The sequence below is a fragment of the Streptomyces sp. NPDC042638 genome (assembly GCF_040647235.1).
GTDB lineage: Bacteria > Actinomycetota > Actinomycetes > Streptomycetales > Streptomycetaceae > Streptomyces > Streptomyces rameus.
Window position 1 is genome coordinate 87,006 of sequence record NZ_JBEZBT010000027.1, and the last position, 12,496, is coordinate 99,501.

Consider the following 12,496-nt stretch of genomic DNA (forward strand, 5'->3'; position numbering starts at 1 on the left):
CGACGGACGGCACGGCCCAGGTCCGACAAGCGACGGACGGAAAGTCCCTGCCTGGCCGAGCGAGTTGCGGTACGGGCCTCGTCCGACGAGCGACGGACGGTACGGCCCTGGCGAGTTGCCGTACGGCCGTACGCGGCACCGGGCGCCACGGCCGGCACGGCACCGCATGGCGGCCACCTCCGCCGCTGCCGCCCTCAGCCCCGGCCTCACGCTCCCGCCATAAGGCCTCTCCCGCGCCCTGATCATTCCTCTCCCACCTCGGCGGGGCGCCCGCGGTGGCCGGATCCGCCGGCGCCCCCTGTCCCTCCCTCCACCCCGGCCGCCCCCCTCACGGCGGCCGTCCCCGCTTCCCACACGAAGGAGACGCTGACATGTGGTCCTCCCCCTCGACGCCCGTCCTCGTCACCGGCGGTGCCGGCTTCATCGGCAGCCGTCTCGTACGCTCCCTGGCCGCCGCAGGCCACCCCGTCCGGGTCCTGGACGACCTCACGACGGGCCGGCCCGAGTCCCTCGAGGCGATCGAGGGGGCCACCCTGGTGCGCGGCAGCGTGCTGGACGCGGACGCGGTGGCCGAGGCCGCGCGTGGCACCGGACTGGTGCTGCACCTCGCGGGCGTCGTCGGCATGCGGCTCGCGGCGCAGCAGGCCGGACACGCCTACGCCGTGGGCCACCAGGGGACGGCGAACGTCCTGGCACAGTCCAGTGACACGCCCGTCGTGCTCGTGTCCAGTTCCGCCGTCTACGGGCTCAGCGACAGCACCGCCGCGCTGCGCGAGGACCTGGCCGTGGACCGCGCCGTCCCGCTCGCGTACGACGGCGGCACGCCGGGCTACGCCACGGGCAAGTGGGAGATGGAACGGCTCGGTCGGGAGGCCGCCCGGCACCGGCCCGTGCTCACGGTACGGCCCTTCAACGTCGTGGGACCCGGCCAACTGGGGCGCTACGGCATGGTCTTGCCGACCTTCTTCCGGCAGGCCGAGTCCGGGGAGCCGCTGACCGTGCACGGCGACGGCACCCAGCGCCGCTGCTTCACCGACATCGACCAGTTCACCCGCCGCCTGCTCGACGTCGCGGCCACCGAGACCGCGTGGCGGCCCGGCGCCAACGTGTTCAACATCGGCTCCCGGACCGAGACGGCCGTCGTCGACCTGGCCCGCCTGGTCCTCGACGCCACCGGCAGCACGGCGGGCTTCGTCCACGTGCCCTACGAGTCGGTCTTCCCCGGCCGCACCGACGTGACCGGCCGTGTGCCCCGCCTGGACCGGCTGACCGCGGCCGTCGGTGAGACCGACTGGCTGTCCGCCGCGGCACTCGTGCGCAAGACGGCACGGGCACGGCAGGCCGACCGGCTCACCGCCGCCCGGTGACGAGCGCGTTCGCGGCCTGCGGCCGTGACATGGGTCCGTGGCCCGGATCCGTGGCATGCGGGTTCACGCAAGAAGAACCGCAATTCATTGACGCATATCCGCGGCCACGAGAGCCTTTTCCCACACATTCAGCGCGGAGGAACTGCACATGAAACTTCAGCTGCCGGCCCCCGGGGAAACCATATTGGCCATGCTCAAACTCCCCGGGGAAATGTGCAATATCAACTGCCATTACTGCTACGAGCGGCGCAAACCGTATCCCAACGCCCTCATGCTGAAGCCGGAGGTGCTGCGCAAGTTCCTCGCCCTGTGCGGCGGGCGGCCGCTGGCGGTCGAACTGCACGGCGGTGAGCCGCTGCTCATCGGACGGCGCAAGATGGGTGAGCTGTTCGCGGAACTGCGCCGCTACGAGGGGCCGGTGACGGTCTCGATGCAGACCAACGGCATTCTCCTGAACGAGGCGTGGCTGGACTTCTTCGACCGCGAGTGGCCGGACATCGAGATCGGCATCAGCCTGGACGGTGACGAGCAGGGCAACGCCCACCGCGTCGACTTCCGGGACCGCCCCACCTACCGCAAGGTCACCAAGGCGCTCGACATGATGGCCGCCCGGGGCCGCAACGTCGGTGTGATCGTCGTCGTCACCCGCCGCATCCTCGGCCGGGCCGCGGACGTGCTGGACTCACTGAGCAAGTTCGAGGCAGTGAAGGTCGTCAAGCTCTCGGGATGCCTCGACTTCAACGTGAAGACCAAGGACTACCGCACGCCCAACCGCCAGTCGCTGCAGATCCTCAATCCCGACGGAGTCGGGATGCCGGGGTGGGCGACGACCCCCGACGAGTACGCCGACTTCCTGATCGAGGCGTTCGAGCACTGGTCGTCGACCCGCTCCTACAGCGCGTACGTGCTGGAGCCGTTCTTCAGTGTCATCCGGTCGCTGTCCGGGCTGCCCACCAGCTACACGAGCTTCAGCGACCGCAAGGAACCCTTCGTCGTGACGCTCTACCCCGACGGGCGCATCGGCAGCTCGGACGAACTGAGCATGCCCGGCGCACTGCTGGGTTCCGTGGACACGGCGTCCGGGATGGACGAGCTGCTGACCCTGGACAGCAATCCACGACTCCGCCGCGATCTGTCCGCCCTGCTCGACAAGTGCGCGGGCTGCTCGCACGAGGCCTCGTGCCGCGGCGGCGCCCTTCCCGACCGGCTCCGCTTCGAGGGGACCGGTTTCGAGGAGGAGTACTGCGACTACCGGCGCAAGGTCATCGACCATGTGGCCGCGGCCCTGCCCGCAGCGGCCTGAAAGGGAAACCCGGATGTTCCTTCTCCCCGTCATCGATGACGACGAGACGCAGAACCGCTACTGGAACGCCTCGCTCGACGGCCGTGCCATCCATTCGTTCCTGCTGTGGGTCGAGCCGCACAGCTCGGCCTGGGCGCGCCGTGCCGCCGCGGCGGCCGGCGCCGGGGTACCAGACGCCGCGGAGGTACCCGACGCGCTCGCCCGCGCCCTCGTCGGTCTCGCCGGCAGCCCGGGCGTCGGCGTCGACCCCGCCGAGGCGACCGGCGCCCACGCCCTGCTCCCCCTGCCCGACGGCCCGCGCATCGCCGTTCTCCACGGCGTGCGCGGGGACGGCGACCGGCTGCGGCTCCGCCCCGCCACCGCGCGGGACCGGGCGGCGGTGGGGGACGCGGTGCAGCTCCTGGACGGCGTCGGCCTGCGCTATGTCGTCGACCTCGCCGTGGGCGCGGTCGTCCTCGGCGACGTGCCGGACGCGGCGCTGCCGGCCGGCGTGTGCGACGTCGCCCGGCTCGGCCGGGCCGGGTCCGACGCGCTCTCCTGCGCGGAGGCGCTGCTGCGCGAGGGCGCAAGGTCCTGGATTGGCCAGTGGCTGCGCACCGAGGAGGCCGTCGGCGCGCGGAGCGGTCCGCTGTCCGGGGCCGACCGGGCATGGCTGACCGGCGTCTTCGCCGACTCCCTCGCCTTCCAGCTGTACGACCGGCTCGCCGCCCGCCGCCCCGGGGACGGCCCGGAGCCCGTCGTGAGCCGCCGGCGGGAGATTCTCGACGGGCTCCGCTCACTGCGTGCCGAACTGCCCGGCAGGGTCGGCGAGACGGTCGGCATGGGCATCGTCGCCGAGCTGATCGGCACCACCTATCCCTGCTGGAACCGGCGGCAGTTCGCCGTCAAGTCCCCCTTCGACTACATCCGCGAGATCCGGCCGCTGACGGACGCGGAGAAGGCGGAACACCTGCACCGGTGGGCCGCCCCGAGCGCCGTACGCTGACCGTCGCCCCGAAAGGACCGGAAGACCATCATGACCGAAGCCGACACCATCGAGGCGGCCGCGTCCGTCACGTCGTTGCAGGCCGAGCTGACCGCGCGGCTGGTGGCACACCGCAGCGAGCGGGCGCGCACCCTGCTCGCCAGCCTGCGCACTCTCGCGCCGGCCACGGACCTCGACGGCCCGGACGGCCCGCCGGACGCCTTCGACAACGCCGTCCTGCACCACGCCTTCCAGCAGGCGCGCATCGCCGCGCGGACCCGCGACGCGGACCGGGCCCGGCGGGCCGTGCGGCTGTGGCAGAACCGGGCGGTACTGCGCGCCGAGGCCGTACAGACGGCCGTCGGACCGGTCATGGTGGTGCGGGCGGCGGACTGCGACGCAGTGGCCGACGACCGTCTCGGCAGCCGGATGTACCTGCTCGGCACGTCGCCCGGGCAGGAGGCGGCGGAGCGGGAGCGCATCGCGCGGACCCTGAACGCGGCCGTCGACGCCGCCCTGGCCGTCGGCGGCGAGGTGCTGCGCTCCTCCACGGCCGTCGTCATCTGGACCGAGGCCGTGCCGCTGGGGGCGACCTGCCGCAGCTACACGTTCGACTTCCTGCCCGGCACCGTCGTACTGAACTGGACCGACGAACCGCTGCGCCTGGGCGAGACCCTGGTGCACGAGGCCACGCACTCCTGGCTGAACGAGTCCTTCGAGTCCGAGGGAGTGGTCTTCGCCGACGACGGTCCCCGCTTCCACTCCCCGTGGAAGAACGAGGACCGTCCGGTGTTCGGGATCGTGCACGCGGCCCTGGCCTTCGCCAACGTCATCCAGTACCTCTCGCGCATCCAGCCGGCGCAGGACGACGACTCGCAGCTCGCCGCCGTGCTGCGGCGGCGCCTCGCGGTGGAGCTGGAGTCGCTGGAGACCGGCCACGCGTCGGCTCTCACCTGCTTCGACCAGGTGCCGAGCGATCTGCTGCGCACGTATCTGCGGGCCGCCGTCGCCGACGCGCGGCGCGCGGGCTGACGGCGGCACCCGGTGCCGGGTCCGCCCTACCGTCACCTGGGCCCGCTGCCCGACCTCACCGCCGAGGACCTGCGCGGGCCCGTGCGGACGCTGCTGGCCGATCCCACGGCCCGGGTGAGCGGCTGCACGGGCGAGCCGATCGGTTACGAGAGCTGGAGCAGAGCGAGCGACGGCCTGTACGTGGTGCGCGGCACTGCTTCGTGCGAGGGCGGTGACCGGGCGTGGGAGATGGTGCTGAAGCAGGTGCGGTACCGCCCCTGGCGGCCCGGCCCGCGGGATCTGGCCCGCCAGATCGACGACGGCGGCGACGGCCCGGCGGACTGGGCCTACTGGCGGCGCGAGGCGCTGGTCCTGGCCTCGCCGTTCCCGCGCGCCGCCGGCGGCCGGTTCGCCGCCGTCCGCTGTCTGGGCATCGTGCCGCTGCCCGGTGACCGGCTCCGGTTGTGGCTGGAGCGGGCCGATGGGACGCCCGGCGAGGCCTGGACGGCCGGTGAGCTACTCGACACCGCAGAGTTTCTCGGCGGGTTCCACGCCCGCTCACTGCGGCAGCCTCCGCCGCACCGGGACTGGTGGTGCAGGCCGTTCCTGGAACAGGCGGCGCTGCACGAGCGGTTCGCCCTGATCGAGCGGGTCGCCGACGCCGAGACGAGTGCCGACCCGGCGGTGCGCGCTCTGTTCCGGCCCGGGACCGCCACGGCGTTGCGGGCACTGGCGCGCCGGCACGCCGACGCCGTTCGGACACTGCGGTCGCTGCCGGCCGGGCTGCTGCACCGGGATCTGACACCGCGCAACCTGTTCCGGACGGCCGGGGGCACGGTCGCGATCGACTGGGGCCAGGCGGGGCTGGGGCCGGCCGGGGAGGACCTGGCCACCCTCGTCCTGTCGTCGGCGGCGGCGGCGGACCTGGACCCCGCCGCCACGCTCGCCCTCGGGGCCGCGGCCGCCGCGCGGCACGCCACGGGGATGGCGGAGCAAGGCGGCTCGTGCGGCCCGGAGGAAGTGGCACTCGCGTTCCGGCTGGTGGCCGCCTACCACTTCGGACTGCCGGTGGTGCGGATCGCCGACCGGCTGCTCGCCCGGGACGCCGTGTCCCGGGCCGCGGCGGCCGGCGATCCGGGCACGCGGCGGCGGGTGGCCGTGATGACGGCCCTGGTGGAGCAGGCGCAGCCGGACCTGCGCGACACGGCGTCCCCATGAGGGCGCCCTTCTCGGGGAGGGGGGCGGCCCCGCCTCCGGGGTGACCGCCTCCTGTGGCGGACCGGACTGGCGTGCCGGTCCGCCGCGGGGGGACTCGCCGGACGGGAGCCGTCGGGCACGAGCCCTCGGGCACGCCGCCGGACGGCGGTCCGGGGGCGCGTGGCCGTCAGACGGGGTCCGACGGCCTCACGCCGGTCATGGTGAGCCGGCCGCGTTCCAGGCGCAGCCGGTACCAGCTCCCCCGTCCCACGATCCGCGGCAGCGCGCAGCCGTGGGCCGCCGACAGGTGCACCAGCGTGGCGGGGATGGCGTCGCCGTGCGAACAGGCCACCGCGTGACCTCCGTCGTGGCGGGTGGCGATCTCCACCAGCGCGCCCAGGGCACGGCCGGCCGCCCACGCGCCGCCCAGCGAAGGGCCGATGGCTGCGAAGACCCCCTCGGTCCAGGCCTGTGGCTCGGCGAACCCGCGCGCCTCGCGCAGCCGGTCCTCGGACACGACGGGGACTCCGGCGGCGGCCGCCAGCGGGGCGACCGACTGGCGGCAGCGCAGCGAGGGGCTGCTGTACACGGCGTCGACTCCCCCTTGGAACCCTTGGAACACCTCGCCGAGGACTTCCGCCTGCCGCATTCCCTCGTCACTCAGCGGACGCAGATCGTCGTCCCCGCTCCACTGCGCACGCGGCGACGAGGCGCAATGCGGAACCAGGTCGAGCACAACGGTGCATGAATTAGCGAACATACGGCGCATGATGCCCGCACCGATCAGTGGAGTCCAAGGTTTAGCGGGTATCCGCAAAAACGTTGACCACGCGGATCCCGCGCCCACAACCTGAACGTGAAATGGAGTGCAGGGCGGGCACGTTCCGCAGGCTACGGAGTCGGTATGGAATTGGTCGACACAGCATCGCACCGCGGTGCGCGGGAAATCGCCGGGGAATTCCTTGAGCACGGCGCTCCGTTCCTCTGGCCGGAGCTGCCCGACCTGGGCAGTATGCCGCCGGACCGCATCGCGGCGCTGCCTTCGCTGCCCTACGGCGACCCGGCGTTCAGCGCCCGGCTGCTGCGGGAGCAGACCGACCCCGCGACCACGGACTCCTCCCGACCCCCGGCGATCGTGGCGCGTCAACTCAACTGGCTGCGAGCGGAGTTGCCCGACTGGCGGGCGGGCCGGGTGCACCATCCGCTGTGCGGGCCCGGCAACTACACGGCCGCGCTGCGCGGTCACGGTCTGACCTCGTACGTCGGCGTCGACGCGGGACCCGCGGTGGTCGAGCACGCCCGCCGCCGCTTCGCCGGGCAGGACCACATCCGCTTCGTACTCGGCGACGCGACGGACCCGGTCACCGCGCCGGGCACCGGCGTTCGCCCCGCGCGCGCAGAGCCTGACCCCCGCCGACCAGGCGGCCCACCATCGGCGGCCCCCGGATATGACACGCTGCTGCTCACCTACGACGCCGCCAATTTCTTCGCACCGCACGCTCTGGAGGTGCTGCTCCGTTCGCTGGTGCGGGGGTTGCGCCCGGGCGGCACCGCGGTCCTGGACCTGCGGCTCGCCGAGGACGGCACCGCCGGCTTCGACGAAGGACGGCGCGTGTACCGGCGCCCGGCCGGCTCGGTCTTCCGGGACGGCCCCCACCTTCTGCTCAGCGAGGGGTTCACCGCCGCGGAGGGCGCCCTGCTCGGCCACCGCGTCGTCGCGGTGGCCGACGGCCCCGGCGGCCGCCCGCCGGAGGTCTTCCACTCCGTGCTGCACGTGCCGACCGCCGCACAGCTCACCGCCCGGCTCGCGGCGGCCGGACTCGACGTGTGCGTGCGAGGACGCCCCTTCGCCGGCTCCGCCGACCCCAATCTCGCGCGGCACCTCGTCGCGGCACGCAAGCAGCCCACCCCTCACCGCGCCCTTCCCTGGAGGCAGCCATGAAGATCACGTTCCTCGGGCACGCCGGTGCCCTCGTGGAGGCCGACGGCGTGAAGCTGGTCTGCGATCCGTGGTTCTCCGAGGGCGGTGCCTTCCTGTCGGGGTGGCACCAGCTGCCCGACAACCGTTCCTGCGCTCCGCTCGTGGGCGAGGCGACGCACGTGTACGTGTCGCACGATCACCAGGACCACTTCGACCCCGACGTGCTCAACGCGCTCGACCCGTCGGTCACGCTGCTGATGCCCGACTATCCGCTGCCGACCTGGAAACGGCTGATCCGCACGCTGCGCGGCCCGGCCCCCGTCCTGCTCGGTGACCAGGAGGTCTTCCGGGCCGGTCCGCTCCGCCTCACCCTGATCCACTCCCCCACGCCCCGGCACCAGGACTCGGCCCTCGTCATCGAGGACGCCGCGACCGGCCAGGTCGTCGTCAACCTGAACGACTGCCAGGTCGACCGCGACCAGTTGCGGGCCATCCGCCGGTCGCACCCGCGCATCGACGTCGTGCTGGCGCAGTTCTCCGGCGCCACGTGGTTTCCGTTCGCCTATTCCTTCCCCGCCGTGGAGCAGGTCGAGGCGGCAGGGCGCAAGAAGGTCAACTCCATGCGCCGGTGGACCCGTTACATGCAGGCCCTCGCCCCGCGCAGCGCGGTCGCGTTCGCCGGGCCGCCGGCCCTGCTCGACCCGGGGCTGGCCCCGCACTTCTTCGCGGAGTCCTCGGTGTTCACCACCCCGCCCGAACTGCTCGCGTGGCTGCGCCGCGAGCACCCGGACCTGGCGGAGCGCACCGTGGCACCGCTGCCGGGCGACGAACTCGACGTGGCCACGGGCCGGCTGTTCGCCGACCCGGGGATCCGGGAGGAGTTCGACTGGGAGAACCTCGCGGACTACGTGGCGGACTACGCCCGCAGGCGTGCCTCCGCGATCGCCGAGGTGGTCGCCGGACACCCGGAGCCGCGGCACAGCCTCTACGACGGCTTCGCCGCCCACTTCAAGGCGCTGTTCGCGGCCGGTGAGAGCCTGTGCCGTGCCGTCGACGCCGTCGCCGCCTTCGATGTCCGCGGCCCGGGGGGCGGGTTCTGGCTCGTCGACTTCCGCTCCCTGGAGGTGCGCGAGGGCACCGGGCCGGAGACCGACGCCCACGACTACCGGTTCACCCTGCCGTCGCGGTATCTGCCGGACATCCTGGACGGCGGGATGAGCTGGGAGGAGTTCTTCTTCTCGTTCCGCTTCAGCGCCTGGCGTCCCGGCATCGGCGCGTACAACGAGGAGCTCATGTCGGTGCTGCGGTGCAGCGATCCCGACGACCTCGCCGAGTACCTGCGGCGGACGGCACAGGGCAGCGAGCGCCCGGCCGGCACGTTCCCGCTTCGGACGCGGACGGGGTCGTACCGAGTGTCCGACACCTGTCCGCACCTGGGCGCGCGGCTCGGCCCGCAGGACTACGACCCAGAACTGGACTCGGTGGTCTGCCCCCAGCACGGCTGGCGGTTCGCCCTGCCGGACGGCGCCTGCTCCAACGGCCGGGCCCGGCTCGGCGTCTCCCCGGCGGGCCCGGCCGCGGACCCGGACCCGGACCCGGACTCGGACTCGGACTCGGACACCCTGACGGACGCCCCGCGGCGTCCACGAGAAAGGCAGGAAGACAAGTGATCGACTACCCGGCCATGGAACGGCAGCTGAGCGCGGCGCACGGGCGCTGCTTCCGCGCCGCTCCCTTCCCGCACTACGTCTGGGACGGCATCCTCCCGGCCGACGCCCTGCGCGCCGCCGCCGAGGCTTTCCCGGACACCGCTGTGATGACGGCGAAACCGGGCATCCCACGCTGGCACTCCCAGGACCGGGCGCTGGCCGGTCCGGCCCTGCGGGAGCTGTGCGAGGCCCTGCTCGGTGACGATCTCGCCGCGTTCCTCGGCAAGGTGACGGGAGTGGAGGGGCTGCGTACGGAGCCGGACGGGGACTGGGGCAGCTACCGGCTCGCCGGCCAGGGCGCCGTCCATCACGCGCACGTCGGCTCCAACCGGCACCCGGAGACCGGCCGGGTGCGCCGGTACTCCCTGTTCACCTACCTCACCGAGGGCTGGCGCCCGGAGGACGGCGGCTGGCTCGAACTGGGCGCTCCGGTCGACGGAGAGGCCCCGGCGCGGATCCTGCCCTCGTTCAACCGCAGCGTCCTCATCGAGACGACGGCACGGTCACTGCACGGCGTGTCCGTCATGCGGGCCCCGGCGCCGGTCCTGCGCAGGACCGTGACCGTGCACTTCTGGACGGATCCGGCAACGGACGGCGCGGCGTGAGCGGAGGAACGGGGTGAGGCACCGCCGGCTGGGCCGCAGCGGTCTGCACGTGAGCGAGATCGTGTACGGGAACTGGATCACCCACGGCGGGCAGATCGACGAGGACGCCGCCCGGGCGTGCGTGAGGGCGGCGCTGGACTGCGGTGTGACCAGCTTCGACACGGCCGACGGCTATGGGTTCGGCGCGGGTGAGGAGATCCTCGGCCGCGCGCTGGCGGGCGAGCGCCGTTCCGGTGTCGAGATCTTCACCAAGGTGTACTGGCCGGTCGGCCCCGGACCGAACGAGCGGGGGCTGTCCCGCAAACACATCATGGAGACGATCGACGTCTCGCTGCGCCGGCTCGGCACCGATCACGTCGACCTCTACCAGGCCCACCGTTTCGACCACGGCACCCCGCTGGAAGAGACCATGACGGCATTCGCCGACGTGGTCCGTGCGGGCAAGGCCCTGTACATCGGGGTCTCGGAGTGGCGTGCGGAGGAGATCCGCGCCGCTCAGGTCCTCGCCCGCGAGCTGAAGGTGCCGTTGGTGTCCAACCAGGCGCGCTATTCGGCCCTGCACCGCGTGATCGAGGCCGAGGTGATCCCCGCCTGCCGGTCGCTGGGCCTGGCCCAGCTCGCCTTCTCCCCGCTGGCGCAGGGCGTCCTCACCGGGAAGTACCTGCCCGGCCGGCCTCCGCCGCCCGCGTCGCGCGCGACCGACACCAAGGGATTCGGCGGGCACTTCATGGAGAAGGTGCTCCGCGAGGACGTCCTCGAGTGCGTGCAACGGCTGCTGCCGCTGGCCGAAGAGGCGGGGATGCCCCTGCCGGTGCTGGCCCTGGCCTGGGTCCTGCGGGAGCCGAACGTGGCGGGGGCGGTGATCGGGGCCAGCAGGCCCGAGCAGCTCACCGCCAACGCCGCGGCCTGTGACGTCGACCTGGACGACGATCTCAAGGCCGCCGTGGATGCCGTCCTGGCACCGGTGGCACTCACGGATCCGGCCCTCACGAACAGTCCCCCCGCCCCCTCCTGACCGACCGACGCCACCCACGGCAGTACCCCCGGCCGCCTCCCGCGGCCGGGGGTACTGCCGTGGGGCGGGGCGACTTGGGGCGCTGCGGCGGGACTGCGGCGGCCTTCGGCGAGCCGCCGCGAGGCCGGGACGACCGGGGGTCCTCCCGCGGGGACTGGGCGGTCTGCGGTGAGCTGCCGCGGAGGCTAGGCCCTGTCCTGTCGATCTCGGCCCGCAGCGGTCACAGTCCGATGAAGCTCACCGTTTCCGTCATGTCCGCCCGCCCGGTACGCAGCCTTGGCACGCCTTCCTTCTCACATCCCACTGAGATGCCGCAGTACAGCACGAGCTCGTGATCGGCTCCGACTGTTCGGCTGACGGTCTTGCGGTACATGGTCCACATCACCTGGGGGCAGCTGTGCAACCCTTCCGCCCTCAGCAACAGCATGACCGTCTGCAAGTACATCCCCGCATCCCCCCACTGTCCGGGCCCCATCGTCCGGTCGAGGTAGCAGAACAAGACGACCGGCGCTCCGAACGCCTCCGAGTTCAAGGTGGCGATCTTCCGGGGCCGGTCGGGGTCGTCGCGCTCAATCCCCAACGCTTCGTATCGCTGAGCCGCCGCAGCGGCGAAACGGTCCAGATACGGCGAGGTCAGTCCGTCCGGGTACATCGGATACTCCCGCTCATCACCCGGGTCTCCCGCCCGTGCCCTGGCCGTCGCGCGCCTCTTCAGTTCGGCCAAGGGTTCGCCGCTCACGACATACATGTGCCACGGCTGGAGGTTCCCGCTGGACGGAGCCCGCGTTGCTGCGGTCAGCACTCGTTCGAGGACCTCCTTGGGCACCGGCTCATCGCTGAACGCCCGTACGGCCCGGCGGCTGCCGACGGCCTCGTACACATCCACGTCTTGGTGTCCTCTCATTCAACCGGGCCCCTCCACCGTATTCAGCGGTCAGGACCGAGCATCGCTGGGGGCTGGACGACGTTCCGACGATCAGTCAGTCGTTGATACGACTATGGGGATCAGGATTGATCTGACAGATGCCCAGTGGGAGCGGCCGGAGCCGCTTCTGCCGGTGAGCAACGGGCGTTGCGGCAGGTGGCGGGACCATCGCCAGGTCGTGAACGGGGTGCTGTACCGGATACGCACGGGCGTGCAGTGGCGCGATTTGCCGGAGCGGTTCGGACAGTGGAAGACGGTGCACGAGCGCCATCTAAAGGGTGGCTTTGACCGGACCGAATCCGACCGATCGCGGCAAGGTCGGTTCGAAACATCCACGTCATCTGTGACCGCAACGGCTTGCTGATCTCGGAGGACATTCTGAAACGGTATGCCCGATTCTGGCGTTGGCTCGGAGATGAGGCGCTGTCCAGGCGATCGCTTGGTCCTTCGGCGGCTTCTACAGTGTCCCGTGGTGAAGG

The 12,496-nt window shown here is 72.4% G+C and carries 11 protein-coding genes and 1 pseudogene; 10 read left to right on the forward strand and 2 right to left on the reverse strand.

Features of this window, described 5'->3' with window-relative positions:
- Positions 1 to 371 precede the first annotated feature (371 nt).
- The 5 genes from AB0B40_RS22150 to AB0B40_RS22170 all read left to right on the forward strand — a co-directional run bounded on the left by AB0B40_RS22150 (position 372) and on the right by AB0B40_RS22170 (position 5,863).
- On the forward strand, positions 372 to 1,367 hold the full coding sequence (locus AB0B40_RS22150; RefSeq protein ID WP_362265134.1) for an NAD-dependent epimerase/dehydratase family protein: 996 nt from the start codon (positions 372 to 374) through the stop codon (positions 1,365 to 1,367).
- 148 nt (positions 1,368 to 1,515) lie between these two features.
- Positions 1,516 to 2,670, forward strand: a complete 1,155-nt coding sequence (locus AB0B40_RS22155; RefSeq protein WP_345046326.1) for a radical SAM protein — start codon at positions 1,516 to 1,518, stop codon at positions 2,668 to 2,670.
- Between the two features lie 13 nt (positions 2,671 to 2,683).
- Complete coding sequence (locus AB0B40_RS22160; RefSeq protein WP_362265136.1) at positions 2,684 to 3,655, forward strand: hypothetical protein; 972 nt, start codon at positions 2,684 to 2,686, stop codon at positions 3,653 to 3,655.
- A 30-nt stretch (positions 3,656 to 3,685) separates the two neighbouring features.
- On the forward strand, positions 3,686 to 4,666 hold the full coding sequence (locus AB0B40_RS22165) for an HEXXH motif-containing putative peptide modification protein (RefSeq protein ID WP_362265137.1): 981 nt from the start codon (positions 3,686 to 3,688) through the stop codon (positions 4,664 to 4,666).
- Between the two features lie 12 nt (positions 4,667 to 4,678).
- Entirely contained in the window at positions 4,679 to 5,863 is a 1,185-nt protein-coding gene (locus tag AB0B40_RS22170) for a phosphotransferase (RefSeq protein ID WP_362265138.1), read from the forward strand.
- 166 nt (positions 5,864 to 6,029) lie between these two features.
- Here AB0B40_RS22170 and AB0B40_RS22175 read toward each other — a convergent pair whose 3' ends face one another.
- Positions 6,030 to 6,602 carry a histidine phosphatase family protein gene (locus tag AB0B40_RS22175; protein WP_345046331.1) on the reverse strand — a complete coding sequence of 191 codons (573 nt, stop codon included), beginning with the start codon at positions 6,600 to 6,602 and terminating at the stop codon, positions 6,030 to 6,032.
- 144 nt (positions 6,603 to 6,746) lie between these two features.
- Between AB0B40_RS22175 and AB0B40_RS22180 the strand changes: the two genes are divergently transcribed.
- From AB0B40_RS22180 to AB0B40_RS22195, 4 genes are read left to right on the forward strand one after another with little or no spacing between them, the layout of a single operon-like run.
- Positions 6,747 to 7,784, forward strand: a complete 1,038-nt coding sequence (locus AB0B40_RS22180; protein ID WP_362265139.1) for a class I SAM-dependent methyltransferase — start codon at positions 6,747 to 6,749, stop codon at positions 7,782 to 7,784.
- Positions 7,781 to 9,433: an MBL fold metallo-hydrolase gene (locus AB0B40_RS22185; RefSeq protein WP_362265140.1), complete on the forward strand. Its 1,653-nt coding sequence runs from the start codon at positions 7,781 to 7,783 to the stop codon at positions 9,431 to 9,433. Before AB0B40_RS22180 ends, AB0B40_RS22185 begins: the two co-directional genes overlap by 4 nt.
- A complete protein-coding gene (locus AB0B40_RS22190; RefSeq protein WP_345046336.1) occupies positions 9,430 to 10,077 on the forward strand; it encodes a 2OG-Fe(II) oxygenase in 648 nt (215 codons plus the stop codon). Before AB0B40_RS22185 ends, AB0B40_RS22190 begins: the two co-directional genes overlap by 4 nt.
- Positions 10,078 to 10,090: 13 nt before the next feature.
- Positions 10,091 to 11,092: an aldo/keto reductase family protein gene (locus AB0B40_RS22195; protein WP_345046337.1), complete on the forward strand. Its 1,002-nt coding sequence runs from the start codon at positions 10,091 to 10,093 to the stop codon at positions 11,090 to 11,092.
- 220 nt (positions 11,093 to 11,312) lie between these two features.
- Here AB0B40_RS22195 and AB0B40_RS22200 read toward each other — a convergent pair whose 3' ends face one another.
- A complete protein-coding gene (locus AB0B40_RS22200; RefSeq protein WP_362265141.1) occupies positions 11,313 to 11,978 on the reverse strand; it encodes a nitroreductase in 666 nt (221 codons plus the stop codon).
- Between the two features lie 112 nt (positions 11,979 to 12,090).
- Here AB0B40_RS22200 and AB0B40_RS22205 point away from each other — a divergent pair.
- Positions 12,091 to 12,294 (forward strand): annotated as a pseudogene (locus AB0B40_RS22205) (transposase); the annotation flags it as partial.
- Between the last annotated feature and the right edge of the window lie 202 nt (positions 12,295 to 12,496).